38 protein-coding genes are annotated in these 25,913 nt (G+C 42.4%); 4 read left to right on the top strand and 34 right to left on the bottom strand.

The genetic code is table 11. The annotated features are described in order from the left end of the window. The first annotated feature begins 25 nt into the window (after positions 1–25). Both CH365_RS16550 and CH365_RS16545 read left to right on the top strand, forming a co-directional pair. A complete protein-coding gene (locus CH365_RS16550; RefSeq protein ID WP_100769648.1) occupies positions 26–682 on the top strand; it encodes a class II aldolase/adducin family protein in 657 nt (218 codons plus the stop codon). Further along, a complete protein-coding gene (locus CH365_RS16545) occupies positions 679–1,335 on the top strand; it encodes a class II aldolase/adducin family protein (RefSeq protein WP_100769647.1) in 657 nt (218 codons plus the stop codon). The genes CH365_RS16550 and CH365_RS16545 overlap by 4 nt, the downstream gene beginning before the upstream one ends. Before the next feature lie 260 nt (positions 1,336–1,595). On the opposite strand, the gene CH365_RS16540 is transcribed toward CH365_RS16545, so the two are convergent. Then, positions 1,596–2,096, bottom strand: coding sequence for an LIC10604 family protein (locus CH365_RS16540; protein ID WP_100769646.1), 501 nt, complete (start codon positions 2,094–2,096; stop codon positions 1,596–1,598). Positions 2,097–2,286: 190 nt separating this feature from the next. Between CH365_RS16540 and CH365_RS16535 the strand changes: the two genes are divergently transcribed. Together CH365_RS16535 and CH365_RS16530 are read left to right on the top strand one after the other, a co-directional pair. Beyond that, complete coding sequence (locus CH365_RS16535) at positions 2,287–4,359, top strand: glycoside hydrolase family 5 protein (protein ID WP_100769645.1); 2,073 nt, start codon at positions 2,287–2,289, stop codon at positions 4,357–4,359. A 200-nt stretch (positions 4,360–4,559) separates the two neighbouring features. Beyond that, entirely contained in the window at positions 4,560–6,545 is a 1,986-nt protein-coding gene (locus CH365_RS16530; protein ID WP_100769644.1) for a PP2C family protein-serine/threonine phosphatase, read from the top strand. Positions 6,546–6,688: 143 nt separating this feature from the next. Here CH365_RS16530 and rplQ read toward each other — a convergent pair whose 3' ends face one another. The 33 genes from rplQ to CH365_RS16365 form a co-directional block, all read right to left on the bottom strand. Then, positions 6,689–7,273 (bottom strand): 50S ribosomal protein L17, encoded by a 585-nt coding sequence (gene rplQ / locus CH365_RS16525; RefSeq protein ID WP_100769643.1) that lies wholly within the window; start codon positions 7,271–7,273, stop codon positions 6,689–6,691. A 1-nt stretch (position 7,274) separates the two neighbouring features. Next, positions 7,275–8,252, bottom strand: coding sequence for a DNA-directed RNA polymerase subunit alpha (locus tag CH365_RS16520; RefSeq protein WP_008593478.1), 978 nt, complete (start codon positions 8,250–8,252; stop codon positions 7,275–7,277). 22 nt (positions 8,253–8,274) lie between these two features. Continuing rightward, positions 8,275–8,898 (bottom strand): 30S ribosomal protein S4, encoded by a 624-nt coding sequence (rpsD, locus tag CH365_RS16515; protein WP_008595182.1) that lies wholly within the window; start codon positions 8,896–8,898, stop codon positions 8,275–8,277. 12 nt (positions 8,899–8,910) lie between these two features. Continuing rightward, on the bottom strand, positions 8,911–9,318 hold the full coding sequence (rpsK, locus tag CH365_RS16510) for a 30S ribosomal protein S11 (RefSeq protein WP_016547062.1): 408 nt from the start codon (positions 9,316–9,318) through the stop codon (positions 8,911–8,913). 2 nt (positions 9,319–9,320) lie between these two features. Then, positions 9,321–9,698 (bottom strand): 30S ribosomal protein S13, encoded by a 378-nt coding sequence (rpsM, locus tag CH365_RS16505; RefSeq protein ID WP_100769642.1) that lies wholly within the window; start codon positions 9,696–9,698, stop codon positions 9,321–9,323. 2 nt (positions 9,699–9,700) lie between these two features. Continuing rightward, the gene (rpmJ, locus tag CH365_RS16500; protein ID WP_008594142.1) at positions 9,701–9,814 is read right to left on the bottom strand and encodes a 50S ribosomal protein L36; all 114 of its coding nucleotides are present in this window, start codon (positions 9,812–9,814) and stop codon (positions 9,701–9,703) included. An 8-nt stretch (positions 9,815–9,822) separates the two neighbouring features. Next, positions 9,823–10,041 (bottom strand): translation initiation factor IF-1, encoded by a 219-nt coding sequence (gene infA, locus CH365_RS16495; RefSeq protein WP_008595303.1) that lies wholly within the window; start codon positions 10,039–10,041, stop codon positions 9,823–9,825. 1 nt (position 10,042) lies between these two features. Beyond that, positions 10,043–10,606 (bottom strand): adenylate kinase, encoded by a 564-nt coding sequence (locus tag CH365_RS16490; RefSeq protein ID WP_086448212.1) that lies wholly within the window; start codon positions 10,604–10,606, stop codon positions 10,043–10,045. Between the two features lie 4 nt (positions 10,607–10,610). Beyond that, the gene (gene secY, locus CH365_RS16485; RefSeq protein WP_086448211.1) at positions 10,611–11,993 is read right to left on the bottom strand and encodes a preprotein translocase subunit SecY; all 1,383 of its coding nucleotides are present in this window, start codon (positions 11,991–11,993) and stop codon (positions 10,611–10,613) included. Positions 11,994–12,122: 129 nt separating this feature from the next. Then, positions 12,123–12,647 carry a 50S ribosomal protein L15 gene (rplO, locus tag CH365_RS16480; protein WP_100769641.1) on the bottom strand — a complete coding sequence of 175 codons (525 nt, stop codon included), beginning with the start codon at positions 12,645–12,647 and terminating at the stop codon, positions 12,123–12,125. A 13-nt stretch (positions 12,648–12,660) separates the two neighbouring features. After that, entirely contained in the window at positions 12,661–12,840 is a 180-nt protein-coding gene (gene rpmD / locus CH365_RS16475; RefSeq protein WP_008594182.1) for a 50S ribosomal protein L30, read from the bottom strand. Positions 12,841–12,845: 5 nt separating this feature from the next. Further along, entirely contained in the window at positions 12,846–13,361 is a 516-nt protein-coding gene (gene rpsE / locus CH365_RS16470; RefSeq protein WP_020770439.1) for a 30S ribosomal protein S5, read from the bottom strand. Positions 13,362–13,363: 2 nt separating this feature from the next. Then, positions 13,364–13,726, bottom strand: a complete 363-nt coding sequence (gene rplR, locus CH365_RS16465) for a 50S ribosomal protein L18 (RefSeq protein ID WP_100769640.1) — start codon at positions 13,724–13,726, stop codon at positions 13,364–13,366. A 4-nt stretch (positions 13,727–13,730) separates the two neighbouring features. After that, positions 13,731–14,270, bottom strand: a complete 540-nt coding sequence (rplF, locus tag CH365_RS16460; RefSeq protein WP_100769639.1) for a 50S ribosomal protein L6 — start codon at positions 14,268–14,270, stop codon at positions 13,731–13,733. A 30-nt stretch (positions 14,271–14,300) separates the two neighbouring features. Further along, positions 14,301–14,699, bottom strand: coding sequence for a 30S ribosomal protein S8 (rpsH, locus tag CH365_RS16455; RefSeq protein WP_100769638.1), 399 nt, complete (start codon positions 14,697–14,699; stop codon positions 14,301–14,303). A 19-nt stretch (positions 14,700–14,718) separates the two neighbouring features. After that, positions 14,719–14,904 carry a type Z 30S ribosomal protein S14 gene (locus CH365_RS16450; RefSeq protein WP_010513640.1) on the bottom strand — a complete coding sequence of 62 codons (186 nt, stop codon included), beginning with the start codon at positions 14,902–14,904 and terminating at the stop codon, positions 14,719–14,721. Between the two features lie 13 nt (positions 14,905–14,917). Next, on the bottom strand, positions 14,918–15,469 hold the full coding sequence (gene rplE / locus CH365_RS16445; RefSeq protein ID WP_008594895.1) for a 50S ribosomal protein L5: 552 nt from the start codon (positions 15,467–15,469) through the stop codon (positions 14,918–14,920). Positions 15,470–15,472: 3 nt separating this feature from the next. Then, positions 15,473–15,826, bottom strand: a complete 354-nt coding sequence (rplX, locus tag CH365_RS16440; RefSeq protein ID WP_100769637.1) for a 50S ribosomal protein L24 — start codon at positions 15,824–15,826, stop codon at positions 15,473–15,475. Continuing rightward, a complete protein-coding gene (gene rplN, locus CH365_RS16435) occupies positions 15,826–16,218 on the bottom strand; it encodes a 50S ribosomal protein L14 (protein ID WP_100769636.1) in 393 nt (130 codons plus the stop codon). Before rplN ends, rplX begins: the two co-directional genes overlap by 1 nt. A gap of 1 nt (position 16,219) precedes the next feature. Continuing rightward, on the bottom strand, positions 16,220–16,489 hold the full coding sequence (gene rpsQ, locus CH365_RS16430; RefSeq protein ID WP_008596401.1) for a 30S ribosomal protein S17: 270 nt from the start codon (positions 16,487–16,489) through the stop codon (positions 16,220–16,222). 2 nt (positions 16,490–16,491) lie between these two features. Further along, positions 16,492–16,794 (bottom strand): 50S ribosomal protein L29, encoded by a 303-nt coding sequence (gene rpmC, locus CH365_RS16425; protein WP_100710924.1) that lies wholly within the window; start codon positions 16,792–16,794, stop codon positions 16,492–16,494. Beyond that, positions 16,791–17,204 carry a 50S ribosomal protein L16 gene (gene rplP / locus CH365_RS16420; RefSeq protein WP_008593851.1) on the bottom strand — a complete coding sequence of 138 codons (414 nt, stop codon included), beginning with the start codon at positions 17,202–17,204 and terminating at the stop codon, positions 16,791–16,793. Before rplP ends, rpmC begins: the two co-directional genes overlap by 4 nt. Positions 17,205–17,234: 30 nt before the next feature. Then, the gene (rpsC, locus tag CH365_RS16415) at positions 17,235–17,912 is read right to left on the bottom strand and encodes a 30S ribosomal protein S3 (protein WP_100769635.1); all 678 of its coding nucleotides are present in this window, start codon (positions 17,910–17,912) and stop codon (positions 17,235–17,237) included. 11 nt (positions 17,913–17,923) lie between these two features. Beyond that, the gene (gene rplV, locus CH365_RS16410; RefSeq protein WP_100710923.1) at positions 17,924–18,256 is read right to left on the bottom strand and encodes a 50S ribosomal protein L22; all 333 of its coding nucleotides are present in this window, start codon (positions 18,254–18,256) and stop codon (positions 17,924–17,926) included. Next, the gene (gene rpsS / locus CH365_RS16405) at positions 18,256–18,537 is read right to left on the bottom strand and encodes a 30S ribosomal protein S19 (protein WP_024863921.1); all 282 of its coding nucleotides are present in this window, start codon (positions 18,535–18,537) and stop codon (positions 18,256–18,258) included. Before rpsS ends, rplV begins: the two co-directional genes overlap by 1 nt. A gap of 2 nt (positions 18,538–18,539) precedes the next feature. Then, entirely contained in the window at positions 18,540–19,379 is an 840-nt protein-coding gene (rplB, locus tag CH365_RS16400; RefSeq protein ID WP_100769634.1) for a 50S ribosomal protein L2, read from the bottom strand. A gap of 3 nt (positions 19,380–19,382) precedes the next feature. Beyond that, entirely contained in the window at positions 19,383–19,691 is a 309-nt protein-coding gene (locus tag CH365_RS16395; RefSeq protein ID WP_020770424.1) for a 50S ribosomal protein L23, read from the bottom strand. Next, positions 19,688–20,323, bottom strand: coding sequence for a 50S ribosomal protein L4 (rplD, locus tag CH365_RS16390; protein ID WP_100769633.1), 636 nt, complete (start codon positions 20,321–20,323; stop codon positions 19,688–19,690). Before rplD ends, CH365_RS16395 begins: the two co-directional genes overlap by 4 nt. A 15-nt stretch (positions 20,324–20,338) precedes the next feature. Continuing rightward, positions 20,339–20,959: a 50S ribosomal protein L3 gene (gene rplC / locus CH365_RS16385; RefSeq protein WP_100769632.1), complete on the bottom strand. Its 621-nt coding sequence runs from the start codon at positions 20,957–20,959 to the stop codon at positions 20,339–20,341. An 11-nt stretch (positions 20,960–20,970) separates the two neighbouring features. Then, positions 20,971–21,279 carry a 30S ribosomal protein S10 gene (gene rpsJ / locus CH365_RS16380; RefSeq protein WP_008593919.1) on the bottom strand — a complete coding sequence of 103 codons (309 nt, stop codon included), beginning with the start codon at positions 21,277–21,279 and terminating at the stop codon, positions 20,971–20,973. Positions 21,280–21,289: 10 nt separating this feature from the next. After that, positions 21,290–22,495: an elongation factor Tu gene (gene tuf, locus CH365_RS16375; RefSeq protein WP_100769631.1), complete on the bottom strand. Its 1,206-nt coding sequence runs from the start codon at positions 22,493–22,495 to the stop codon at positions 21,290–21,292. Between the two features lie 51 nt (positions 22,496–22,546). After that, a complete protein-coding gene (locus CH365_RS16370; RefSeq protein WP_100769630.1) occupies positions 22,547–24,427 on the bottom strand; it encodes an elongation factor G-like protein in 1,881 nt (626 codons plus the stop codon). Between the two features lie 189 nt (positions 24,428–24,616). Continuing rightward, entirely contained in the window at positions 24,617–25,912 is a 1,296-nt protein-coding gene (locus CH365_RS16365; RefSeq protein WP_100769629.1) for a glycoside hydrolase family 1 protein, read from the bottom strand. Position 25,913 lies beyond the last annotated feature (1 nt).

The following is a 25,913-nucleotide window of genomic DNA, read 5'->3' as shown; positions in this document are numbered from 1 at the left end:
TAGGTCCGCCGAATAGGAGAAGAATATGGAAATAAATAAAGCCCAAAAAACCGTTCGAGATGCTGGAATCCGACTTCTTAAGTCGGGTCTAATCGCAAGGACTTGGGGAAATATCAGCCAACGTATCGATGAAAATTATTTCGCGATCACTCCGACTGGTAGGACTTATGATGATCTAACTCCGGAAGAGATCGTACAAGTGAACATTGATGATTTAACTCATATCGGAAAGATCAAACCTTCTTATGAGAAAGGACTTCACTCCGCCGCTTATAAACTTCGCCCAAATATCGGTGCAGTAATCCATACTCACCAATTACAAGCCGCAGTGGTAGCAGCCGCGAGAAAGGATGTTCCAGTTCTAAATCCGCAGATGAAAAAGATCATCGGAGGACCGGTGCTATGTACCGACTATTCTCTTCCAGGAACCAAAAAATTGATCCGTATGGCAATCCATGCTTTGGATAAATCAGGAAGTAAAGCTGTACTTCTCGCAAACCACGGAACACTTTGTGTAGGAAAAGATATGGAAGACGCATTTCAAGTTGCGCTCGAATTAGAAAGAGTCTGCCAACTATTCATCGAGAAAGAATTCTTAAAAGTTTCCGGTTACAAAAAAGGAGACAGAGATTCCATCCGCTCTTGGTATCTCAAAAATTATGGACTGGTGAAAACAGCATGAAAGCTCCGGATAGCCCGATAGATCTTCAAAAATTTCTGCCTCAATTAGTAAAGGAAGGAATCTTAGCAAAGAACGGATGTGCTAGCGTGAAAATCGGAAAAAGTATCTGGATCACTCCTAAAAAAGCGGATCTAAATACGATTGGTAAAAAAACAAAGAATGCTCTTCTTGAAATTCCTTTGGAAGGAAATCATACCTTTCCGAAGGACATTCCAGACGAAGCTGTTCAACATCTTTCTCTATATTTAGCAAGACCCGAATTCAGCGTTATCTTTCATTCCACTCAAGAGAATGTGATGACCTGCTCTATGGCGGGAGAAACTGTTCGCCCCTACTTGGATGATATGGCCCAAATCGTGGGACCTAATGCAAAAGTTGTCCCTAACTCAAGCGACGATAAAGGTCTGAAAAAAATTGTCTCCGCTATAGGAAGAAGGAACGCTGTATATCTTCAGAATGCGGGAGCCTTATGCGCTCATAAAAGTCTGGATGATGCTCATGCAGTCTGTATGGTTTTGGAAAAAGCAAGTAAGGCTTTCGTAGAATCTCGAATCCTAGGCGGTGGAAAACCAGTTCCTTGGTTAGAAGCAGAAGCAATCCGGTTTGTATATCAGAGAAAATATTCTAAACAAGCAGAGAAAAACCGAGGATAGAGAACCTTTTTTGTGTTCTTGTTCTAAGAGAGATCTACAGTAGATCTGGATTTGTTTGAGGATGGCCCCACCCTCTTTTGGGTGGGGGCCGGAGCGTAGCGGTGGAAATTTTTACACTCCCCATCCCCCTATCACAAAACAATATCTTCCGCAACTAAAATTCGCCATCTTCATCTTGTTGGAATTCCAACAAGCGAGGGGCTAAAATATTCATTTACAATCCAATCTTCATTCTTCTGATCACTCGCTCTCAGACTGTCTCACTTCCCAGACGACTCCAATCTCTTACTTAGATCTTCCAAATAAGTTTTCATAGTAGCGTCATGACCGAATACGAATTTAGAAAGTACTCTAAACAAAGGATTCGTCACAAAACCTTTTTCGGTAATTTTCAGTTTAGTATTCGAACCATCCGGACTAATCTCGAATTCCCAACCTCCACCAAAAGGGAGGTCTTCGTTTAGAATTTTCGTCTTTAAATAATTCGGAGAACGTTCTTCTATAATTCCAAAACGGATATTATTTCCATGAGAATCTGATTCTGTCCAAATCATATTGGATTCAATTTCCACAGATTTCAGACCGCTTCTCCAACCCTGATATTCATGAACATTACGAATGATCTTGTATATACTTTCAGAAGAAGAAGAAAAATTTTTCTCCACACTTGCAACATGATCCTTCGGAAGTAAATATCCAGAAAGCACAAGTAAAACTATTAAACAGATCACACTCAGTAGAATGATCCCCGCGATTTTCATTTACCATCTCCCTCCATTTTGATTAAGTGAAATATAAGTATCTATAAACTTCTTTAATTATAAAACAATTTCAAAAAACTTAATTTGAGCACAGTTATTTCTTGTTACAGAAAATATAGAAAGTCCATAAATTTCCATTCTATCAAATAATACTTGGAACTCCGGATGAGAATAACTATCTTGCTCGCCCATGAAGAGAATACAAAAATATATAATTGGCCTCGGTGCTATCTGCATTTTCGCCTGCAGTCCGGAAAAAAATATATCTCCGGAACTGATCGGCCTACTTGGAGATCAACCGAATCCGAATTCTGGATCTGCATATTCCATTTTGGAATCAAATCACACTATTTCTAATACCCATAGCTTGGATTATACATACAACGAATTGGAAAGGAAGATTTTAGTTGGAGACAAAACTTATAACGGAGTCACTGATAAAATTTTCTTGGATGGTTTAGGGAGAGAAGTTTCCTTCCGCGGGTTCAATATCTCAGGAAATGTAAAACTTGTTCAACACGGTTTCAAACCTTTTGCAAACGATTCGGATGCGGAGATTGCGTTTAATAGATTGGGTAAGACCACCGGATCCAATATGATCCGATTCACGATTGCTTGGGAAGGAACTCATCCTTCTGTGAACACGATCAATTATTCTTATTTGGATGCTGTCATTTCTCAAATGAGAAAAGCTATTTCAAAAAAGATGTATATCCTGTTAGATTATCACCAGGATCTTTATTCCAGGCATTTATTTAATAAAAACTCCTGGCATACCGGAAATGGTGCCCCTTCTTGGATTATCTCCGGGAGTTCTTATCCTTCCGAATATTGCGGGATTATCTGCGCGACTTGGAGTCAGAACAATCTTACAAACGAGGCGGTCCGCAAAGGTTTCCGTAATTTCTGGAACAACACAGCCATTTCAACTTCATCCGGAACAAGATATGTGCAGACAGAATATCTCTGGCAAATTGGAAAGACAACCGCGTATATTAAAGAAAAATTAAGTTCTGAAGAATTCGACTATATAGTTGGATTAGATCCTTTTAACGAACCTGTAGATGGAGGAATGGAAGGTTTAAGTCCCGCCCAATGGGACAATCAAAAACTTTGGCCTTTTTATAGAAAAGTAAGGGAAACTCTTACTCAAAATGGATGGCAGAATAAACTAGTATTCGCGGAACCTTTGGTATTTTGGAACACAAATGTAGGTGTAGTAGCTCCTGCAACGGGTGGAGGACATTTGACAACGTTGCCGGGAGAGGGATTCGCATTCAATTCTCACTTTTATGATGCTGGAAGAATGGGAACAGATCTGACCGGTATAGACAATGCCACATATTTCAAATACTTGGACGAGATTCGAAAAGAGGCAAGGTTTTTGAATATTCCATCCTTCTTAAGTGAATTCGGGATGTGGTTAAAAGGTGTTGGAGCAAAAGATACGCCGAGAATGATCAATGCTGTCTACCAAGCCATGGAAATTTCAGATAAGACCCAATCGACCAAGACTAGATTCGCAGACTTTTACAACCCTATCATATCCGGAACACAATGGCATTGGGATTATTATTATGATAAACATAATGAATATATGAACGGGAACAGTTCGAATCTGATCACTACCAAGGATGCTTGGAATAATGAAGACTTCTCTGTAATCGGAAATTACGGAACAAACTTCAATATGGATTATCATGTGATCCAAAGAGCCTATGTAAGGAAGATCCAAGGGCGAGCAATCAGTTCACATTATAATGCGATCGGATTCGATACTTGGAATAATATATTTGCTTGGGCTGCTATCAAAACCGTTCAGAATGGAACAAGATACTTCGGAGATAAAAGATTTATCTTAGTAGTTTGGAAAGGAAGGAATTCGGACGCTCCTACTGAAATTTACTTACCCCCTCATTTTAATAGAAACGATATTGTTCTAATCACTGAAAAACGTATCTATAATAAGCAGATCCCAGGAACCTTCTTACAAGAATCGAACGAAGCTATCTTAACAGATGATAGAAATAGAGAAAGTGGATCAGGAAATCTGGCATTGATTTGGGATGATCCCGATCCGGATGAAGATATGAATGAAACAATACATTATGCACTTTTGGTAGATGGATTAGGTACTACGTTTGATATCCAAGCATTACAGACTATACAAGCTGGTCTGAATATTCGGATCCAAAACGAAAAGAAGAGTCCGATTTACTTTACTGGTAAAATGACTTATGGTGGTTATCCGGCCGAACAATAAAATAAAGTAATAAATTGCGAGATTGTTTTTAAAGAGGCCACTTACTTTTCTCTTATTTTTTTCCGTCTTAAGTATTTGGAAGCGGGATTATATTTTTACAAGTATTCTACATTCTGTAAAAAATTTGTAGATGATACGTTCAAAAATATATTCACTAATCCAAATACTAGAAGGCGATATCCAGAAGAGGCCGATTAGGGATGGAAGAAAAAAAGGAACTCATCACGGAGAGAATTATAGCCTCCGGTCCACTGACAATCAATCGGATCCGATTCGGCTTAGCAGGATTATTTCTGCTTTCCCTCGCCGCTGCATGGACCCAGAGCTCTGCGGTTCAAAATGCCGCATATCTCCTGGGAACAGGCTCCATGCTGGGCTATGCGTTCTATAATTTTTACTGCTACAAAAAATTCGGCAAAATACCTCCCATGGTCGGTAAGGTTTCCGTACTCGCAGACATAGTCGTTTTGTCTGTGGTCATGTTCGTAGCGTCCTGGACAGATCGAAACATGGCTTCCGGAGTAATCCGCCAGATCATTTTATACGCGATCAATATGATCTTCATCGTGTATTCCGTATTATTATTATCACCTACGGTCGCAAAACTTTCAGGAATTTTCAGTGTAGTCGGACAAGGGCTCGTGATCCTAAATACAATCTTCAGAGGAGTTGAATTCACTGAGGATGAACTTAAAGTAATTTCTCCCGGATATGCATCTATATCGGAACAATCCTTAAAGTTAGTATTTTTAGCGGTTGTATCATATATTACCCGAAGTGTTATCCTGATCTTCCGCAAGATAGGTGCGGTAGAAGAAGAATACGCGAACACATTAGAGCAAAAAGTCGACGAAAGAACGATAGAAGTCACTAAGAGAATGGAAGAAATCCAAGCTCTGAAGGTCCAGCAGGACGGAGATTATTATCTCACTTCTCTCTTGAGTAAACCGCTCATGACAAACTGGAATACTTCCCAAGATGTGAGCACTATCTTTTACATAGAACAAAAGAAGAAGTTCACTTTCAAAAATAGAGAATCCGAACTAGGCGGGGATATTTGTATTAGTGGAAATCTTCTGTTCGGATCTGAGAGAGAAAAATGGACCTTCTTCTTAAATGGAGATGCAATGGGAAAATCCCTCCAAGGAGCGGGTGGAGCGATCGTCCTCGGAACTGCAGTGAATAATATTCTCACCCGTTCCGCGAGCCATGGAAAGGTCATAGAGGCAGACCCACAGACCTGGATGTTACAAACGCATAGAGAACTGGATGAAATATTCAGAACATTCGACGGGACCATGATGGCTTCCGCAATCTTCGGATTGATTCATGATAAGACCGGAAAAATACTCATACTGAACGCCGAACATCCTTGGCCCGTGTTATTCAGAGACGATCGATCTTCTTTCTTGGCTCCTGAACTTTCTGCATGGAAATTAGGATCTCCGTTCGGAGCGAATATTAAAATTCATGAATCTTATCTGCAACCAGGCGACGTTCTATTCTTAGGTTCAGACGGAAGAGACGATATCAATATCAGTGCAGATGGAATCAACTGGAGAATGAATGAGGACGAGCACCTATTCGTTCGTATCGTAGAAGATTCCAAAGGAGATCTGGATACGATTGCAGGCAAATTACACGGAGTAGGGGTAATTGCGGATGACCTTTCTCTTATGCGTATCGGTTATAAAGAATTGATAGATCCGGAACATCCCAAATATAACGATGCAGTAGCAAAGTACAACCAAGCGAAACAACATTTAGCGAAAAAAGAAGTACCTATCGCCCTAGAACTTCTAGAATTATCTTGGAACTTGGCTCCAAATTTTAAAGAATCCGCGAGACTAATTGGCCAGATCTATTACGATAAAAAAGAATTTTCCAAAGCATCTAAATGGTTGGAACGATATCTGAACTTGGATTCTGAATCCCATAATATCTGGTTCTTATTATCCTTATGTTATAAACATATGAAGGAATTCCAACGTGCTGCAGACGCAGCGGAGAAGGTCAGGCAAACTCAACCTCACCGTTTAGCCAATCTAATAAATCTTTCAGACAATTATAGACTTTTGAATAAATTCAAAGACGCAAGATCGGTATTAGAAAAAGCAAAAGAATTAGACGGAGAAAGTGCACTCGTAGGTAAGCTGGACGAGTTTTTGAAATCAAAAGGTTTCTGAAAAATCTTAAACGCAAACAACAAACACACGACTTAGATCTTTAAAATCACGATTATCCCCTTTGCCTCTAAAAAGAAAAAACCCCGATGCTGTTTCCAACACCGGGGCCCACATATCTCCCATCTCTTCGGGGATTGTATATATTATTTTTTCTTCTTAGGAGCGGCTTTTTTAACCGCTTTTTTTGGAGCCGCAGGCTTCTTAGCTGCTTTAGCTTTAGGAGCTGCTTCTTTTTTAGGAGCTTTTTCCTTTTTAGCCGGAGCAGGTGCTGCCGCTTTTTCCTTTTTAGAGTCGGAAATAGCCTCTCTCTTATCTTTGATTTCTTTGATAAGAGTCGGACGATCCTTTCTGTTAGTGAGTTCTAAAATTCCTACTTCGGAATTGTCAGAAGCTCTGTTGATCATTTTTAGAATTCTAGTGTATCCGCCGTTAGTATTTGCATAACGAACTGCGATATCTTCGAAAAGTTTCGTAACGATATTACGATCCTTTACTCTTTTTAAAACTTCACGTTTATTGTGAAGTGCAACCGCAGGAGCGATATCAGTCGCAAGATTTCTTTTCGCTCTGGTGATGATCTTTTCAGCGTGAGAACGAACCACTTTCAATTTTGCTTGAGTAGATTCAATTCTCTCGTACTTGAAAAGACTAGTGATCATGTTATTGATCAAAGCGTCTCTATGACCTTTTTCGCGGTTGAGATGTTTTACTTTATTTCTTTTGTTCATGTTAGAAATCTCTCATTCCGAACGAAAGTCCTAAACCAGCAAGTTTAGACTTAAGTTCTGCGAGACCTTGCTCGCTATAATGTTTGGATTTGGACATCTCTTCTTCGGATCTTTTTACTAGATCTCCAACGAAGTCGATTTCCAAACTGCGAAGAACGTTTAGGGAACGTACAGAAAGTTCGAGCTCTTCCACGTGTTTGGAAAGGGAAGCTTTCAACTTCTCGTCCGCTTCGTCTAACTCGTCTTCTTCTTCCTCTAATTCTTCTTCGAAGTTGATGAATACTGTAAGGTGTTCTTTTAGGATTTTAGCTGCTTGAGCGACTGCATCCTCAGGAGAAATGGATCCGTCTGTCCAAACTTCCAGAGTCAGTTTTTCATAATCGGATCTCTGAGCCACACGGGTCTCGGAAATTTCGAAAATTACTTTTTGAACTGGAGAGAAGATAGAGTCGATAGGGATAGTTCCAAGAACTTCTATATCCTTCTTCTTATCTTCTGCTGGAACGTATCCTCTTCCTCTTTGGATTTCCAGATCCAATACAAGGTTCGCATCTTCATTCAAAGTTGCGATATGTAGATCTGGGTTCATGATTTCGATGGAAGAATCCACAGCCAGGTCTCCAGCTCTGAAATATCCTGCACCTTTCAATTCCAAATGGATAACTTTACTTTGGTCCTTGTCCTCAGGCTCGTATTTGATACGAACTTGTTTGAGGTTTAGGATGATACGAGTAACGTCTTCAGCGACTCCTTCGATATAAGAGAACTCATGGTTCACACCTTCGATACGAAGAGCGGAAATTGCCGCTCCTTCGATGGAAGACATGAGAGTTCTACGAAGAGAGTTTCCGATTGTGGTCGCAAAACCGCGCTCGAAAGGCTCCGCTACGAATTTTCCGTAGTTCGGAGTATTCGCTTCCGTAGTAAATTCGATCTTTTTGGGACGTTTAAATCCTTTGAGTAAACTTTTTAGAGACACTTAGAAACCCTTCCCAATAAAATTACTTGGAGTACAACTCCACGATCACCTGCTCTTTCACTGGAATGTCGATATGATGACGTTCCGGCAAAGACAGAATTTCTCCTGAAAACTGAATGAAATCAGAAGACACCCAAGAAGGAATATTATTCAGAGATTGAGCCAATTGGATATTCTGGGTAATAAAACCAGAAGTTCTAAATTTAGGTTTGATCTCGATCTTATCGCCTACTTTCAAACGGAAAGATGGAATATCCACTTTCTCTCCATTTACCAGAATATGGTTGTGAGCGATAAAATTTCTCGCCTGACGTCTAGTCACTGCGAAACCTAAACGATATACAACGTTATCTAATCTTCTTTCCAAAAGTTGGAGAAGAATCTCACCGGTTACACCGTGAGCGTGAGACGCTTCTTCGTAAAGGCTACGGAATTGTTTTTCTAAAAGTCCGTAAGCTCTTTTCAACTTCTGTTTTTCACGAAGCTGAGAACCGTACTCGGAAACTTTCGGTTTCCTTTTTGGTTGCATTCCAGGAGGTCCCTTTTTGTGGAACTTATCTCTGTTGAAAGTAAAACTGGATTTGAGGTAAAGGTTAACACCTTCTCTCCTCATTAGTTTAACGACAGGTCCTCTATATCTTGCCATATTATTCCTACCTTAAACCCTTCTTCTTTTGCGGGGACGACAACCGTTATGCGGTAAAGGTGTAACGTCTTTGATCATTTTAATAGAAAGTCCACGAGCTACTAAGGAACGGATCGCAGATTCGCGTCCGATACCTGGGCCGGAAACCAGAACGTCTACTTCAGCCAAACCGGTAGAATCGATCGCCTTCTCAGCTGCATTCCCCGCAGCGATCTGAGCCGCATACGGAGTAGATTTTTTGGATCCACGGAAACCCATAGCACCAGCGGTTGACCAAGCCAGAGTGTTTCCTGCCAAGTCGGTGATGGTGATAATGGTATTGTTAAAAGAAGCGGTGATATAGACCTTTCCGCGAGGAACGACCTTTTTCTCCTTCTTCTTAACCTTTTTCTCTTTTTTGCCTTTTTTATCTTCAGCCATGATTACTTAGTCACCTTCTTCTTATTGGCAACGGTCTTCTTAACACCCTTACGAGTACGGGCATTCGTTCTGGTTCTTTGACCACGAACAGGAAGACCTCTTCTATGACGCAGGCCTCTGTAACATCCGATATCCATCAATCTTTTGATATTGAGTTGATTTTCGGAACGAAGATCACCTTCTACCTTGATACTTTCTTCGATCGCTTTTCTGAGAGCAGCCTCTTGAGTGTCGGTTAGATCCTTCACTCTGATTGCCTCGTCTACCCCCGCCTTAGCGAGAAGTTTGCGAGAAGTGGATCGGCCGATTCCGTAAATATACGTCAGACCAACAACGATTCTTTTTTCTCTTGGAAGATCGATACCTGCGATACGAGCCATGATTATGCTTGCCTTTGCTTGTGTTTAGGGTTGGTGCAAATCACTCTGATCACACCTTTTCTTCTGATAACTTTGCAGCTAGTGCAGATTTTTTTTACGGAAGTTCTTACTTTCATAACGGTTCCTATTTTTTGCGGTAGGTAATTCTACCCTTGGTCAAATCGTAAGGAGAGAGTTCCACGGTGACTTTGTCGCCCGGAAGGATCCTGATATAATGCATTCTCATTTTGCCGGAAATATGAGCCAAAACTTTATGACCATTTTCCAGCTCCACGCGGAACATAGCGTTTGGGAGAGGTTCCAAAACGGTACCGTCCACGGTGATTGCATCTTCTTTCGCCAAGTTAAGCTAACTCCTTCTCGATGAGTTTTGTGACTGTATCCAAGTTACCTACTCCGTTTACACGAGAGAGGTTTCCTTTTGCAGCATAGTAGTCCAATAACGGAAGAGTCTTTTTGTTATAAGTTTCCAAACGACTCTTGATCGTTGTTTCGTTGTCGTCTGAGCGACCTTCAATTTCCGCACGTTTTAATAAACGTTCCAGAAGTTCTTGATCAGGAACTTCTAGATTGATCGCTCTCTTGATTTTCAAACCTTCTGTGCTTAGGATTTTATCCAAAGCATCTGCTTGCTCTACAGTTCTTGGAAATCCATCCAATAAGAATCCGTTTTTGCAATCAGGCTCTACAAGACGATCTTTGATAATGCCAATAACTACTGAATCCGGAACTAAATCTCCGGCATCCATATATCTCTTTGCCTCCAATCCCATTTGGGTTCCGTTTTTAACGGCAGCTCTCAGAATATCTCCTGTAGAGATCTGAGGAATTCCCAAAGTGTCGCAAAGTATCTTTGCTTGGGTGCCTTTACCAGCACCCGGAGGGCCCATGAAAATGATAGAATTCATTTTCTTAAGACCTTCCCTTGATCTTAGTTTTTTTCAAGAAACCGTCGTAGTTTCTCATCAGCAATTGGGACTCTAATTGTTTCAGAGTTTCCAAAGCCACCCCTACCATGATCAATAGAGAAGTTCCTCCGAAGGTGTAAACCAAAGATCCACCACCGGAGTTAGTTCCTAAATTCAAGAAACGAATAATAATATAAGGAGCTAATGCAAGTCCTGCTAAGAAAACTGCACCAGGAAGAGTGATCCTATTTAGGACCTTCTCAATATATTCCTTAGTATGAGAACCTGGACGAATTCCAGGAATGAATCCATTATACTTACGAAGATTCTCCGCAAGTTCTCCCGGATTGAATTGGATCGCAGTATAAAAATATGCGAAGAACACGATGAGTGCTATATACACAAAGAAGTAGAACGCAGCGTGATACCAAGTCTGAGAGAATGGGTTCAGATAATCCAATAGAAGAACCCAGCCCGCCCAATTAGGAAGCTCGGAGATCTGTTGGATGATCGTTTGAGGAAAAAGTAATAAAGAAGAAGCGAATATGATCGGCATTACGCTCGCGCCATTCACTTTGAAAGGAATGCTTTGAGACTTAGCTTGGACCATTTTTCTTCCCACCATTTGTTTTCCATACTGCAAAGGCACCTTACGGACACCTTGAGTAAGAAGAACAGTTAACGCGATGAGTAGAATGAATAAAAGAAGAAGAATGATAATATTCAGTCCGTCTACGAAGTTCTCACGGAACAACTGAGCTACGGAAACTGGAAGACGTCCTACGATACCAGCGAAGATCAAAAGAGAAATACCGTTACCGATCCCTCTCTCAGTGATTTGTTCACCGAGCCAGATTAAAAGAACTGTTCCAGTAGTGATGGATAATAGAGCGATAAAGAAGAACCAAGATTCAACAGACGAGTGGATCAGACCCGGGTGAAGAGCAGGTGCATTGTCTGCTCCATAAGACCAACGTTGAGCCAAACGGATAACTGCTAAAGACTGCACTCCGCAAAGCAGAATGGTTCCGTATTTGGTGTACTGACTGATCTTCTTACGACCTTCTTCTCCTTCTTTTTGAAGTTTTTGTAAAGAAGGCACAAGCACCATCACTAACTGCATAATGATGGAAGAAGAAATATAAGGCATGATCCCTAATGCAAAGATGGAGAAGTTTAGAAGAGCTCCTCCCGCGAACATATCGAACATTCCTACAAGTCCTTCGGCTGCATTTGCATCCAAAGCGATTGCGGAAACTACCTTAGGATCGATACCAGGAATAGTAATATGAGTTCCGAGACGGAAGAGTAAGAGCATGCCAAGAGTAAAGAAAACCTTGTTTCTCAATTCTGGAATTTTGAAGATATTTGCGATCGAAGTCAGCATATTGCTTTGTTCTCTTTCCTTATTTCCTGGTCATTACCCTTTCGGGCAAAAGGGACTCAAAGGTTTCCCCGAGTCCCTTCTTAAACATTAAAGATTCGTTTCAGCCAAACGGTCAAACAGACGCTGGAATTAAGCTTCTTTAGAAGCTAATTCGGAACGAAGTTTTACAGAACCGCCCGCTTTCTCTATCTTTGCTTTGGCAGAAGCGGAAAAACCATCCGCTACTATATGAACCGCTTTTGTGATCTCACCGGTTCCCAAAATCTTGAAAAGAGTGCCCTCATTATCAAGAATCTTCGATTCAACCATAATTTTGGCATCTATGTTGCCGGTCAACCCGCTTTTCTCTATATCTCTCAGGTTGATTGGGAAGAAATCCTTATGAAATATGGAAGTAAACCCGCGTTTCGGAAGTCTTCTGTGGATAGGCATCTGCCCACCTTCGAATCCTCTACGAACAGTATTACGAGCGTACTGTCCTTTAGAACCACGTCCTCCCGTTTTACCAGTTTTGGAACCGATACCACGGCCTAAACGTTTTTTATTCTTAGTAGAACCTGCAGGTACTGGAATAATGTTTCCTGCCGGCTTGTCTCCCTTCTCAGTGCGCTCTTTTCCGAACGCGAGGGCCGCCTTTATTCTTTCTTTACTCATTTCCCTTACCTAATTACGCCTTTTCGACTCGGACCAGGTGTTGAACGTCATTGATCATTCCTTTCACCTGCGGAGTTAGAGTATGTTTTCTTTGTTGCCCGGTTTTACGGAGTCCCAAAGCGGCCAGAGTTAGCTTCTGGCCTTTTTTAATCCCGATATTACTTTTAATCTGAGTAACGATTACGGTTTCCATGTTTATTATCCTACGTCGTTTCCGAAAAGACGAGCCAGGGTGATTCCTCTTTTACGAGCCGCCAATACCGGAGTCTCCAATTGTTGAAGAGCGTCCAGAGTCGCCTTTACGATGTTTACTGGATTCGAAGAACCCCAGGATTTGCTGAGAATATCTTGGATTCCAACCTTCTCCACTACGGAACGAACGGATCCTCCGGCGATAATTCCAGTTCCCGCAGTAGACGGTTTCAGGATTACTCTTGCCGATTTGAATTTTCCGATCACTTCGTGAGGAATGGTATGTCCTCTGAATTGGATTTTCACCAAATTTTTCTTAGCGGACTCGATAGATTTACGGATCGCGTCCGGAACCTCATTCGCTTTACCGAATCCGATTCCTACTTTTCCTTTTGCATCTCCGACTACTGTCAGAGCGTTGAAGGAGAAACGACGTCCCCCTTTCACAACTTTAGCAACGCGATCGATCTTTACGACCTTCTCGTTAAACTCTTTCTGTTCTTGATCTTGTTCGTATGCCATTATTAGAACTCCAAACCTGCGGTTCTAGCCGCATCCGCGAAAGCCGCGATTCTTCCGTGATAGATCATTCCGGAACGATCCAGCATGACTATTTTCAGACCTTTAGAAGCAGCTCTTTCTCCGATCGCTTTTCCTAGTGCCTTTGCAGCCTCTACATCTTTGCGGCTTTTACCAGCAAATGTAGCTTCCAGAGTGGAAGCGGCTACTAAGGTTGTACCTTGAGCATCATCCACGATCTGGCAGGAAAGATAACGATTGGATTTATTGAATACCAATCTAGGGCGAGAGCTAGATTGTCTCAGTTTGAATCTGGAACGCTCTGCTCTTCTGCGTTTGGCTGCGATTTTTTTCAGTTTATTAATCATGGCCTTACTTCTTACCGGTTTTTCCGGCCTTTCTCTTAATAAATTCGTCGTTGTACTTGATTCCTTTACCTTTGTAAGGCTCAGGAGGTCTCTTAGAACGGATATCTGCCGCAACTTGTCCGACTAGTTGTTTGTCGATCCCGGAAATTTTGATCTTCACTTGCTCAATGACTTCGATCTTAATTCCTTTTGGAGCCTTGTAAACAACCTCGTGGGAATATCCAAGGTTCATCACCAGATCTTCACCGCGCTTAGCAGCACGATAACCGACCCCTGTGATCTCCAGGTTTTTTTCCCAACCAGCGGTCACACCCTTTACGCTATTCATAAGAAGAGCGCGGGTCAATCCGTGAAGAGCTACTACGTTTTGCTCTTCGCTGGATCTTTCTAATTTTACAGTCCCGCCCTCGCTTTTCAGAGAGATTCCTGCAAAAATAGGAGTTTGTAACTCGCCTAAAGGACCTTTCACTTTAATTACGGTGCTGTCCTGTTTTACTTCCACTTTATCCGGAAGTTTAATTTCTGCTTTTCCAATCCTGGACATAGGTCTTTATAAGTTTTCCTTAAACTACTCTTAAGAGAGTTTACAGATCACCTCTCCTCCTACGCGTAATTTCCGAGCTTTTTTCCCGGTCATAATTCCTTTGGAAGTAGAAAGAATCATAGTTCCCATATTGTTTTTATACGGGCGAATCTCTTCACTTTTCATATAAACTCTACGACCAGGCTTAGACACACGAACTAACTCGCGGATCACAGGCTTTTTCGTAAGATCGTATTTCAAAGCTACTTTGAAATCTTCGAAACTTCCGTTAGTCACCGGCTCATAGCCGTTGATAAATCCTTCTTCTTTTAATAATTCCAAGATAGAACGTTTGATCTTACTTCCTGGAATCACACAACTTTCATGTTTCGCACGACCAGCGTTACGAATGCGGGTCAGCATATCGCCGATTGGATCAGATAAACTCATAATAATTAATCCTCCTCCCTTACCAAGATGCCTTAACTACTCCCGGGATTTGAGCTTGGCTAGCAAGCTTCCGGAAGCAAATTCTGCACATGTCGAATCTTCTTAGATAACCGCGAGGGCGTCCGCAAAGTGGGCAACGGTTGTGAACCCGTACTTTGAATTTCTTTTTTTTCTTGTGTCTTTCGATTAAAGAGGTCTTAGCCATGATTACGGGCTCCTTATCTCAGGTTCCGGAACGGCATACCGAAAGCAGCGAGAAGGCTATAAGCTTCTGCGTCTACCTTGGTGTTCGTTACGAAGGTCAGGTTCATCCCGTAGAGAGTGTTGATCTTATCCACTTTGATCTCTGGGAAAATGATTTGTTCTTTGATGCTGAAGTTATAGTTTCCGCGGCCGTCGAAACCTTTTTCGGAAACTCCTTTAAAGTCACGCACCCTTGGTAGAGCCACGTTCACCAAACGATCCAGAAACTCATACATATAGTTTCCACGTAAGGTAACTGTGGTACCAAGACTCATACCTTCGCGGAGTTTGAATCCCGCGATAGATTTTTTAGCCTTGGTTTTAACCGGGCGTTGTCCGGTAATCAATGCGAGTTCTTCAACAGCTGCTTCCAATGCTTTAGGGTTGGTATGAGCCTCGCCCATTCCCACGTTCAGAACAATTTTTTCCAAACGAGGAACTTGCATAATGGACTTGAAGTTATATTGTTTCTGTAGAGCGGGAACGATTTCTTTCCCGTATTTATCTCTCAATCTAGCTGCTGCCATGACTTAGATCTCTTTCCCGTCCGGCTTAGAAACACGGACTTTTTTACCTTTATTCTCTTGGTAGCCCAGACGAACTCCCTTCTTCTTTTTGGAATCGTAGAACATTACGTTGGAAATGTGCATTGGAGCTTCCACTTCTACGATACCACCTTGAGGGTTTTCTTGGGTAGGTCTTAAGAAACGTTTACGTTTGTTTAAGCCTTCTACTACTACACGATCCCTTTTCTTATCGATAACTAGGATCTTGCCTCTTTTGCCTTTCTCTTTTCCTGCGATGACAACTACCTCGTCATCTTTGTGCAGGCGAACGGACTTGAATTTTGTATATTCGGATCCCCGATACGTGAGCTTAGACATTATAAAACCTCCGGCGCTAGGGAGATGATCTTAGCGTATTTTTTATCGCGAAGTTCGCGAGCTACTGGCCCGAAAATACGGGTACCTTTCGGGTTACCTTTGTCGTCGATAATTGCGACTGCGTTATCGTCGAAACGAATATAAGATCCGTCTGGACGACGGATTTCTTTTTTAGTTCTAACGACAACTGCGCGTTGGACGGCCTTGTTATGGACCTTCTTCCCCGTGGAATCTTTTAACCCATAACCTGGTTGTGCGTCTTTAACAGCGACGATAATCTCGTCTCCTACGGAGGCGTAACGTTTCTTAGAGCCTCCTAAGACTTTAATACACATAACTCTTTTAACTCCGGAGTTATCGGCGACTTGGAGGATGGTTTCCTGTTGGATCATCTTACTTTGCCTTTTCTACGATCTTAAATAAACGGTGACGCTTTTCACGGGATAGAGGTCTGGTTTCGATCGCCAGAATTCTATCTCCTACTTGGCATTCATTTTTTTCGTCATGAACCTTCATTTTAACGGTTCTACGAACGATCTTCTTAAACTTAGGGTGAGTCTTACGAGCTTCTACAAGCATCACCAGGGTTTTATCCATGGCAGTGCTCACGACTTTACCTTCGCTCAGAAGTGATTTTTTTATATGCTTCTTTGCAGTTTCCATAATCAGTTCGTTCCCTTAGCAGCTTTCTTAGCAGAAGCATTAGATTTTGCTAAAGCTTGCGTCTTGCGAGTAGCTCTCGAATAACGTCTAGCTTTAGTAGTGCCAGACTTCGCAGCCAACTCTCTGTTCTTTTGAATAGTTAAAAGGCGTGCGATTTTTTTCTTCGCATTAGTGATCACCTTCGGGTTCTCTAAAGAACGAGCGACTCCGTATTGGAAACGTGCTGTACGAATGATTTTGTAAGCATCTTCCAATTGTGCTAAAATTTCTGCGTCTTTCAACTCTGCGAGTTTGATCTTTTTCACAGCGTAGACCTCTTCACGAATTCAGTTTGAACAGGCAGTTTATAAGCAGCCAGATCCAAAGCTTTTTTAGCGGTAGCTTCATCGATCCCGCTCATTTCGAATAAAACTCTACCAGGTCTGATCTCTGCGATCCAGAACTCAGGGTTACCTTTACCTTTACCCATACGAGTTTCCGCTGGTTTTTTAGTAATAGGTAGATGAGGGAAGATCCTAATCCAAAGTTTCCCGCCTCTTTTTACCTGACGGTTGATAGTGATCCTTGCCGCTTCAATCTGTCTTGCAGTCAAACGTCCGGAAGTAACGGCTTTCAAACCGAACTCTCCGAAGGACACTTTGGAACCACGCTCGTCGTTTCCTTTCAAGCGGCCCCTTTGTCTTTTTCTGAACTTAACTCTTTTAGGTGATAACATCGTTTTTTACCTTTGGATCATCAAAGACGATCAGTTGGTCCTTCTCTTAACGGCGTATTTATCTTCTTCGGATTCTTCTTTATTATTGATGAAGTCCCCGGTATAAGTCCAAACCTTCACTCCGATTTGTCCGAAAGTGGTGCTGGCTTCACGGAATCCTAGATCGATTTTCGCTCTAAGTGTATGAAGAGGAATTCTTCCTTCACGATAACCTTCGCGACGAGCCATGTCCGCTCCGTTCAAACGTCCGGAGATAAGAATCTTAATTCCTTCTACCCCACCTCTCATTGCACGACGAAGTTCTTGTTTCATCACACGACGGAACGGTTGACGCTCTTGGATTTGGATCGCGATAGACTCAGCGATACATTGTGCGATCGTTTCCGGTTTTTTGACCTCGATAATGTTGAGGTTCAAAGGTTTTTCGGTCATAGTCTTAAGGACTTTTTTAACGGCTTCGATATTCGCTCCGTTTTTACCGATTACCACACCAGGTTTAGCAGTGTGAAGGTTAACGTTGATCTTCTCAGGAAAACGCTCCACTACAACTTTTACAACGCCTGCTTCTTTGAAACGGCCTTGGATAAATCTACGAATTCTAATATCTTCGTGCAGGTTCTTTTTGTAGTCGGCTTGCGAGAACCAAATAGAATCCCATCCGCGGGTAATTCCGATACGAAGTCCGATTGGGTTAACTTTCTGTCCCATGATTTCCCCTATTAATCCGAGATTACCACAGTAACGTGGCTGGTTCTCTTACGGATCCTTGCAGCTCTACCACGAGCACGAGGACGGAAGCGTTTAAGAATTGGGCCTTCGTCCACTAGGATCTTTTTAATGAACATTTTGCCTGGATCAGCATTATCACTTTTCACAACTGCGTTTGCAGAAGCGGATTTGATAAGTTTGAAGATAGGCTCGATGGCTCTTTTATTCGTATATTTCAGAATATCCAAAGCTTCAGTAACTTCGTATCCGCGGATCTCATCCGCAACAAGACGAAGTTTACGAGGGGACATTCTAACAAATCTTGCGATTGCTACGGCTTCCATTATTTCTTAGCCGCCTTTTTATCAGTGTTTCCATGACCACGATAAGTACGAGTTGGAGCGAATTCTCCCAACTTGTGGCCTACCATGTTATCATTGATGAAAACAGGGATAAATTTGTTTCCGTTATGAACCATGATGGTGTGACCGATCATGTCTGGGAAAATCGTACTTCTACGAGACCAGGTTTTAAACGGTTTCTTTTGGTTTTCAGAGTTCAGCTTGATCACCTTGCTCATGAGGTGACTGTCGATGAACGGACCTTTTTTAGAAGATCTCATGATGATTACCTGCTCCTATTTCCCTTTCTCTTCTGGATAATGAACTTGTCAGAAGGTTTCGCCCTACGACGAGTTTTGTATCCTTTGGTTGGAATACCCCAAGGAGTCACTGGGTGACGTCCTCCGGAAGTACGTCCCTCACCACCACCATGTGGGTGATCAACCGGGTTCATTACAACCCCTCTGACCTTAGGGCGTTTTCCCAACCATCTGTTTCTACCAGCTTTACCGATGGAAACAAGGTTATGATCTCTATTGCTGCAAATTCCTACAGTTGCGTAGCAGTTCTGGTGAACTTTACGAACTTCGGAGCTCGGAAGTTTTAGAAGAACGTATTCTCCGTCTCTACCTGCGATAGTAGCGAAGGATCCTGCAGTTCTTGCAATTTGTCCGCCTCTTCCAATTTTCAATTCCACGTTATGCACGTTAGTGCCTGGAGGAATTTTTCCGAGTGGAAGTGCGTTTCCAACTTTGATTTCCGCTCCTTCTCCATTGGAAACTTTGTCTCCAACTTTCATGCCTTCAGCATTTAGGATATAAGCGTATTCTCCGTCAGAATAACTAACGAGAGAAATAAACGCCGAACGGTACGGATCGTATTCTACAGTTTTAACTGTAGCAGTAATCCCTACTTTGCGACGTTTGAAGTCGATGATACGATATTTGCGTTTTACTCTTCCGCCTTTTCTGCGAACCGCAATTTTACCACCTTCTCCGCGACCTGCTTTGTAATTTAAGCTGATCGTTAAAGGGCGATACGGTTCTGTTTCGGTAATTTCCTCGAAGGTTAATACCGATTTAAAACGGCTGGCGGAAGTAACGGGTTTAAACTTTTTAATTCCCATTTCTTATGCTTCCTTTCCGAAGTCGATGCTCGCTCCGTCTTGGAAAGTCACGATTGCTTTTTTCCAATGAGCTTTTGGAGCGGGTAGATGACGGAATCTTTTTACTTTTCCGCGATACACTTGGATGTTTACTGCAGAAGGTACTACGTTGTAAATTTTGCGGAAAGCTTCCTTCACTAGAGTTTTGTTCGCTCTAGGGTGGATTTCCACAGTGTATTTTACGGTTCTTTTACCGGCTTTTTCACCGATAGTTTCCAGATCTTGGGACTTCTCGGTAATGATCGGAGATAAGATCACTTCGTTAAGATTCATTTTCCTTCTCCGTAATGTTTGAGAATTTCTCCCAAAGCTGCTTCGGTGATCACAAGATTTCTATTATATAGAATGTCGCGAACCGCGATACGTTTGGAGTTGATGTATTTCACAGTAGGGATATTACGAACGGACTTTTTAAGGAAGTCGTTCTCTCCACCCACTAAGAATCCGATCACTCCGGTGTTCTTTAGTCCGATATTGCTGAATAAGGCAGCAAAAGCTTTCGTGCTGAATTCTTTTGGATCCAGATCTTCTACTACTTTAATGACCGCGTCTTGAGCTTTCTTATTCAAAACGGAAAGGACCGCTCTGCGTTTCACTTTTGGAGAAACGTTATATGAATAATCTCTCTTACGAGGTCCGTGAACAGTACCACCACCTACCCAGTGAGGAGCACGAATAGAACCCTGACGAGCTCTACCAGTTCCTTTTTGGGACCAAGGCTTTTTACCACCCCCGGAAACTTCCGAGCGGGTTTTGGTATGATGATTCCCGGAACGGAGGTTAGCATTCTCCGCTTTGATGGCGTCGTAAATTGCGCCACTGCTGTATTTGGATTCGAACAACGCTGCAGGAAGTTCGATTTCCGAGAGCAGTTTTCCTTCTTTTGAGTACTTCTGTGCTTTCATGACTAACCGCGGTCTTTATATCTTCTCAATAGTGATGATGGAGTTTGCAGGTCCCGGAACGGATCCGCTTACAAAAACCAAATTTTCTGCTTCGTGAATACGAACCACTTTCAGGTTCAATACAGTTTTTGTATCAAAACCCATACGGCCCGGTAATTTACGACCTTTGAATACTCTTCCTGGAGTGGTGTTGGATCCCATGGATCCTGGGTGCCTATGAAAACGAGAACCGTGAGCGCCTGGTCCACCATGGTGTCCGTATCTTTTGATAACACCTTGGAAACCTTTACCTTTGCTGGTTCCTGTAACTTTTACAGTATCCGAAACCGCAAACACGTCTTGTGCTTTTATCTCAGCTCCGGCAGCCGGCTCTTCGCCAAAATTCCGGAATTCCTTCAACACTCTCTTAGGAGTAAGGCCTGCTTTTGCCAAATGCTTTATCTCGCTTTTGGTCAGGTGTTTTTCTTTATCATCCTGAAAAGCTAATTGTATCGCGTCGTAACCGTCCGTAGCTGCGGACTTGACTTGGGAAACTGCGCAGGGACCTACCTCTAAGACGGTCACAGGAATCATGTTTCCTTGCTCGTCGAAGATTTGGGACATCCCTATCTTTTTACCGATTAATCCCTTTGCCATTTCTTCTTCCCTTAGGATTTAATATCCACTGAAACACCTGCTGGAAGTTGTAGCTTCATTAAAGCTTCAACTGTGTCTTCGTTGGTGTCCAGAATGTCGATGAGCCTTTTGTGAGTTTTCATCTCAAACTGCTCTCTTGATTTTTTATTTACGTGTGGAGAACGGAGGACTGTGTATATTTCCTTCTTCGTTGGAAGAGGAATCGGACCGGAGACAGTAGCTCCGGTCCTTTTGGCAGTCGCAACGATCTCGTAAGTTGATTGGTCGATCAACTTATGATCGAAAGCTTTAAGCTTTACTCTGATCTTTTGGCCAGCCATTTCCTTTCTCTTACTCGGTGATCTCAGCCACTACGCCAGAACCGATAGTCTTTCCACCTTCGCGAATCGCGAATTTAAGACCTTTGTCCATAGCGATCGGGTGAATCAACTCGATGCTCATCGTAACGTTGTCACCAGGCATTACCATTTCCATACCGTTAGGTAGGTTACAAACGCCAGTGATGTCGGTAGTTCTAAAATAGAACTGTGGACGGTAGTTATTGAAGAATGGAGTGTGACGTCCACCTTCGTCCTTAGTAAGAACGTAAACTTCCGCGTTGAATTTTTTGTGAGGAGTGATTGATCCTGGCTTAGCAAGAACCTGTCCTCTCTCGATGTCCTCTTTTTTGGTTCCACGAAGAAGAGCACCGATATTGTCTCCAGCTTCTGCGGAATCTAAAAGTTTACGGAACATTTCGATACCAGTAACAACTGTTTTAGTAGTAGGACGAACACCAACGATTTCAACTTCGTCGTTGATTTTCAAAGTTCCTTGTTCTACTCTTCCAGTCGCAACAGTTCCACGACCAGTAATAGAGAATACGTCCTCTACCGGCATTAGGAATGGTTTGTCAACGATACGTTTTGGATTCGGAACGTAAGTGTCCAGAGCTTCCATTAGTTTAACTACAGATGGAGCTCCTAACTCAGACTCGTCGCCTTCAAGAGCCTTAAGAGCGGATCCGTAAATGATTGGGGTCTCATCACCAGGGAAGCTGTACTTGTTTAACAAGTCACGAACGTCCATCTCAACCATTTGAATCATCTCTTCACGCTCATCAGCAGCAAGCATATCAGCTTTGTTGATGAATACGATGATGTAAGGAACGCCTACCTGACGAGCGAGCAGGATATGCTCTTTCGTTTGTGGCATTGGTCCGTCAGTTGCAGAAACAACTAGGATCGCAGCGTCCATCTGGGCAGCACCTGTGATCATGTTTTTAACATAGTCAGCGTGACCTGGGCAGTCAACGTGTGCATAGTGGCGGTTCGCAGTCTCATACTCTTGGTGAGAAGTAGCGATGGTGATACCACGAGCTTTTTCCTCAGGTGCGTTATCGATTTGGTCGTATGCTACGGCTTTGTTTTTTCCACCCAATACTTTTGCAAGCGTAGTGGTGATTGCTGCCGTTAGCGTGGTTTTTCCATGGTCAACGTGTCCAATAGTACCAACGTTTAAGTGTGGTTTGGACCTGTCGAATTTCTCCTTAGCCATAGCGTTTTTAACTCCTTACTTTATTAACAAATCTGAATTCAGACTTGTTTGTTAAAACAATACAGAATGGTTATCAAAGTCGAAAAGGGTGTCCAAAGATAGGACGCCCCTTCCCTGTGCCATATTTCTAAGGACACCGCTAAAGCCAAGCAAGTTTTGCGTAGAAGCGCTTGCCTGAATCAAATGACGCCCTTCGGTCAACTCAGTGACCTTACGAATCTTCGCGTCCCTCTTAGCCAAACTGGCCAATATATCTCCGAGATATTGATTCGGTGTAAGAATCTCTAACTCGGAAAGGGGACCAATGAAATCCGAATGATTCGGAATTATGTCCTTTAAACCTTTGATGACAGCTACTTTGATCAGGGAAGAGAGATCGAAAGATTTTGTCTCACCTGGAGACTCGTAACCTTCGACAATCATTTGAAGACCGAGAACTTCTTCTCCGTCTATTCCCCGGGCGGTGACCTCCGTAAACGCGGATGAAATCGCCTCTTTGATTGGATCAGCTAGCTGAACATTAAACCGCACTCCCTTAGAAAAGTTGTTAGAACTTTCCAAGGACGCGAGCACCTGTCCGCTCGAGATTTTTTGATCGAACGCGGTATGCTGAAATGCGACCTTTTGAACCAAATTTTTCCATAGAGCAAATCTTGCAACCTTGATTCCGCTCGTTTGAAAGCTTTTCGCAAAAGATTCCTTCAAACGAGAAAGAGAAATCTCTAAATGCAACTCTCCAGTGCCTGATAAACGAAATTGCCCTGTCTCTGAGAGAATATCTACGCTTACTGCTTCATCCAACCAAGCCAGATCTTGCAAACGGTCCCAAAGCTCTTGTCGATCTTCTTCTTTTTCTGGTTCTATTAAGATCTGAAATTGTTTTCTGATCGGAGAGAGTAGAGTTTTCGCAGTGCCGTCTTTATTATGTCTCGAAAGAATTTCTCCTGGGATCCAGTTCAGAAGTGAGGTGGTTGCAAGAAGTTCTCCTGTTTCTCCCTTGGAAACTTCTTCATAGTCTCTTGCAGAAATCTGGTATAAATTCTCTATCTTGTGTTTGGTTCCTCCATGTAGGAAGAAGTCCCCGACTTTGATAGGCGCTAATGTTTGGAAATGAAGAAGTTTTCCAAGTTCAGGATGGATCTCTCTTTTGAATGCAACCCCTGCATGTTCTTTAGAAGAAGGTTGATCAGGTTTTCCTTTTGCGAAGAGTTCCAAAAGAGCAAGTAACTCTTTTACGCCGATGCCTTGGAGCGCAGAGCCACCAAGCACAGGAAAAATTTTACCTTCCCAGAATCCTTTCACCAAGCCTAGGAGGGCAAGCTTAGGAAGAAGGTCATGGTTCTTTAAATATTCTTCTGAAAGTCCATGGTCCCATTCTATTAACGGTAGAAACTCAGACTCCTGGCCTTCCCCCTTTAATACCGGAATTGTTCCGTCTTCTTTAAATAGAAGAATGGGTTCCTTTCCTAAGGCAACCTCCAGGTCCACGAGTGGAGAAAGTATATCCGCTCCAGGACGATCCAGTTTATTTAGAAAAAATAATATTGGTTTTCCGGATTTTCGAAGAGCCTCCACGTTCTGGAAGGTTTGGGATTTTAAGCCCTCGAAAGAATCAATTAAAACTAGACCAAAATCGGAAACGAGCAAAGAAGCATTTGCCTGGGACTGAAAATCCAAATGCCCAGGATTGTCCACGAACTGCAAAATGACCCTGGGCTTTTCCGGATCCGGATAAGGGATCCTGGCCACAGTGGATTGAATAGAAATTCCTCTTTCTATTTCTTCAGGGAGATAATCAGACTCTGTAGTACCTTCTTCAATTCTGCCCGGCGCAGAAATTTTGCCGGTCTCGAATAAGATCCTCTCTAAGAGTGTGGTTTTCCCCGCATCAATATGTGCGAATATTCCTGGATTTAAGAATGGTACTGACATGAGAGAAGACCGCTTGCGAAATCCATTCGCTCTTTTGCGAGACTCTAAGTCAATTCGGAAGACACAAAGCAAAAAGAGGCGCTAAGTAAGGGCACACAGAGCCCACAAAGTCACGGAGGGTTCAATAAATCCTAATGTCTCTGCGGCTTGGTGCCTCTGTGTGAAAATAAACTTTGTGTCTCTTCTTTCTTAGCGCTTCTCTACTCTCTTAGTCCGACAAATCTCCGCGTAACGAAGTGCGCTAAGACGAGGTTTTCTTTTCATAGTGGCGTAATCCACTTCTACCAAACCGAAACGAGGTCCATAACCGTCGTTCCATTCTAAATTATCTAGAAAAGACCAATGATAATAACGTTCTACCTTTACTCCTTCGTCCAAAAGTAGTTTGATCTGATAGAGATGGTCCACGATATATTTTTCTCTCTTCTCATCTTTCTCGTCTGGGATTCCATTCTCGGTGATATAAATAGGAAGTTTGTATTTGTCCCAAGCTCTATGGCAAACTTTGTGGATACCTTCCGGATAAATTTCCCAACCAAGATCATTTTTCTCTGAATCTGAAACACTAGGATCCACCAATGGAGTGGCGAAAAGATTTCCTGGATTATAACTGGCTTTGAATAGATGTCTGGAATAATAATTGATCCCAATAAAATCGCAGAAGATCCCCTTGCCTTCCGGATAGCCAAAGCCTACAGGAAAGCAAAGTTTACCTTCCACAAAACCTTTCATATGGATTTCGTGAAAAAGATAATCGCTTAAGAAACAACCTAATTTAGCAAGAGGATGAGAATTAAAAGGTTCGAATATAGCAAGATGATGTGCAAATCCTACTTTTGTTTCTCCTTCGAAACCTTTTTCTTTGCGGATCTTGTGAATAAGCTTATATGATTTTAAATGTACGAGAATCAGATTTTTAGTAACCTTCATGTAAGCTGCAATATCACCGTGACTTCCTGGAGGATATTTTCCATCCATATAACTATCATTTGCGAATACATTCGGCTCGTTGATGGTACACCATTCTGAAACCAGATCTCCAAAATTTTTAATGGAGAAGTCCACAAATCTCATGAAGTCGTCTACTGCATTCTTGGAGAGCCATCCTCCTTTTTCCTGGAACCATTGAGGACAAGAAAAATGATGAAGAGTAACAAGAGGTTTGATGCCGGCTTGTATCAGTCTTTGGAACTCGTCTCTATAATGCTCCACTCCTTCTGCAGACCATTCTCCTTGTCGTGGTTCGATTCGACTCCACTCGATACTCATTCTATAACATTCTTGGTGAAGTTGAGAAAGAAGTTCTATATCTTCCACATATCTACGATAATGATCCGCTCCTGTGATGGAGGATTCTCCATTACCGACTTTTCCAATGAGAGACCAAGCATACCAATTATTATAGATATCTCCTCCTTCTATTTGAGTGGCTGCCGTTGCAGAACCCAATAAAAAATCCTTAGGAAGTTCGAAACTTTTAGACATG

The organism is Leptospira neocaledonica (assembly GCF_002812205.1).
Taxonomy (GTDB): Bacteria; Spirochaetota; Leptospiria; order Leptospirales; family Leptospiraceae; genus Leptospira_B; species Leptospira_B neocaledonica.
This window is presented reverse-complemented; position numbering and strand designations above follow the sequence as displayed.

What these genes read in the sequence shown, in the direction of transcription:
- rpsC (WP_100769635.1), bottom strand. Translation starts at nt 17,912, where the DNA reads ATGGGACAGAAAGTTAACCCAATCGGACTTCGTATCGGAATTACCCGC.
- rpsH (WP_100769638.1), bottom strand. Translation starts at nt 14,699, where the DNA reads ATGAGTTTATCTGATCCAATCGGCGATATGCTGACCCGCATTCGTAAC.
- rpsE (WP_020770439.1), bottom strand. Translation starts at nt 13,361, where the DNA reads ATGGCATACGAACAAGATCAAGAACAGAAAGAGTTTAACGAGAAGGTC.
- rplO (WP_100769641.1), bottom strand. Translation starts at nt 12,647, where the DNA reads ATGAGTAAAGAAAGAATAAAGGCGGCCCTCGCGTTCGGAAAAGAGCGC.
- rplP (WP_008593851.1), bottom strand. Translation starts at nt 17,204, where the DNA reads ATGTTATCACCTAAAAGAGTTAAGTTCAGAAAAAGACAAAGGGGCCGC.
- rplE (WP_008594895.1), bottom strand. Translation starts at nt 15,469, where the DNA reads ATGGCAGCAGCTAGATTGAGAGATAAATACGGGAAAGAAATCGTTCCC.
- CH365_RS16535 (WP_100769645.1), top strand. Translation starts at nt 2,287, where the DNA reads ATGAAGAGAATACAAAAATATATAATTGGCCTCGGTGCTATCTGCATT.
- rpsQ (WP_008596401.1), bottom strand. Translation starts at nt 16,489, where the DNA reads ATGGAAACTGCAAAGAAGCATATAAAAAAATCACTTCTGAGCGAAGGT.
- rplF (WP_100769639.1), bottom strand. Translation starts at nt 14,270, where the DNA reads ATGTCCAGGATTGGAAAAGCAGAAATTAAACTTCCGGATAAAGTGGAA.
- rpmD (WP_008594182.1), bottom strand. Translation starts at nt 12,840, where the DNA reads ATGGAAACCGTAATCGTTACTCAGATTAAAAGTAATATCGGGATTAAA.
- CH365_RS16545 (WP_100769647.1), top strand. Translation starts at nt 679, where the DNA reads ATGAAAGCTCCGGATAGCCCGATAGATCTTCAAAAATTTCTGCCTCAA.
- rpmJ (WP_008594142.1), bottom strand. Translation starts at nt 9,814, where the DNA reads ATGAAAGTAAGAACTTCCGTAAAAAAAATCTGCACTAGCTGCAAAGTT.
- CH365_RS16365 (WP_100769629.1), bottom strand. Translation starts at nt 25,912, where the DNA reads ATGTCTAAAAGTTTCGAACTTCCTAAGGATTTTTTATTGGGTTCTGCA.
- rplN (WP_100769636.1), bottom strand. Translation starts at nt 16,218, where the DNA reads ATGATCCAACAGGAAACCATCCTCCAAGTCGCCGATAACTCCGGAGTT.
- CH365_RS16540 (WP_100769646.1), bottom strand. Translation starts at nt 2,096, where the DNA reads ATGAAAATCGCGGGGATCATTCTACTGAGTGTGATCTGTTTAATAGTT.
- rpsJ (WP_008593919.1), bottom strand. Translation starts at nt 21,279, where the DNA reads ATGGCTGGCCAAAAGATCAGAGTAAAGCTTAAAGCTTTCGATCATAAG.
- secY (WP_086448211.1), bottom strand. Translation starts at nt 11,993, where the DNA reads ATGCTGACTTCGATCGCAAATATCTTCAAAATTCCAGAATTGAGAAAC.
- rpsK (WP_016547062.1), bottom strand. Translation starts at nt 9,318, where the DNA reads ATGGCTGAAGATAAAAAAGGCAAAAAAGAGAAAAAGGTTAAGAAGAAG.
- tuf (WP_100769631.1), bottom strand. Translation starts at nt 22,495, where the DNA reads ATGGCTAAGGAGAAATTCGACAGGTCCAAACCACACTTAAACGTTGGT.
- CH365_RS16395 (WP_020770424.1), bottom strand. Translation starts at nt 19,691, where the DNA reads ATGAATCTTAACGAAGTGATCTTATCTCCGATCATTACCGAGAAGTCC.
- rplC (WP_100769632.1), bottom strand. Translation starts at nt 20,959, where the DNA reads ATGGCAAAGGGATTAATCGGTAAAAAGATAGGGATGTCCCAAATCTTC.
- CH365_RS16530 (WP_100769644.1), top strand. Translation starts at nt 4,560, where the DNA reads ATGGAAGAAAAAAAGGAACTCATCACGGAGAGAATTATAGCCTCCGGT.
- rplD (WP_100769633.1), bottom strand. Translation starts at nt 20,323, where the DNA reads ATGAAAGCACAGAAGTACTCAAAAGAAGGAAAACTGCTCTCGGAAATC.
- rplV (WP_100710923.1), bottom strand. Translation starts at nt 18,256, where the DNA reads ATGGAAGCCGTAGCAATCGCAAGATTTGTTAGAATGTCCCCTCGTAAA.
- CH365_RS16550 (WP_100769648.1), top strand. Translation starts at nt 26, where the DNA reads ATGGAAATAAATAAAGCCCAAAAAACCGTTCGAGATGCTGGAATCCGA.
- rpsD (WP_008595182.1), bottom strand. Translation starts at nt 8,898, where the DNA reads ATGGCAAGATATAGAGGACCTGTCGTTAAACTAATGAGGAGAGAAGGT.
- rplR (WP_100769640.1), bottom strand. Translation starts at nt 13,726, where the DNA reads ATGATTAATAAACTGAAAAAAATCGCAGCCAAACGCAGAAGAGCAGAG.
- CH365_RS16450 (WP_010513640.1), bottom strand. Translation starts at nt 14,904, where the DNA reads ATGGCTAAGACCTCTTTAATCGAAAGACACAAGAAAAAAAAGAAATTC.
- rpsM (WP_100769642.1), bottom strand. Translation starts at nt 9,698, where the DNA reads ATGGCTCGTATCGCAGGTATCGATCTTCCAAGAGAAAAAAGAATCGTT.
- rplB (WP_100769634.1), bottom strand. Translation starts at nt 19,379, where the DNA reads ATGGGAATTAAAAAGTTTAAACCCGTTACTTCCGCCAGCCGTTTTAAA.
- CH365_RS16370 (WP_100769630.1), bottom strand. Translation starts at nt 24,427, where the DNA reads ATGTCAGTACCATTCTTAAATCCAGGAATATTCGCACATATTGATGCG.
- rplQ (WP_100769643.1), bottom strand. Translation starts at nt 7,273, where the DNA reads ATGAACAAAAGAAATAAAGTAAAACATCTCAACCGCGAAAAAGGTCAT.
- CH365_RS16490 (WP_086448212.1), bottom strand. Translation starts at nt 10,606, where the DNA reads ATGAATTCTATCATTTTCATGGGCCCTCCGGGTGCTGGTAAAGGCACC.
- rplX (WP_100769637.1), bottom strand. Translation starts at nt 15,826, where the DNA reads ATGTCTAAGCTCACGTATCGGGGATCCGAATATACAAAATTCAAGTCC.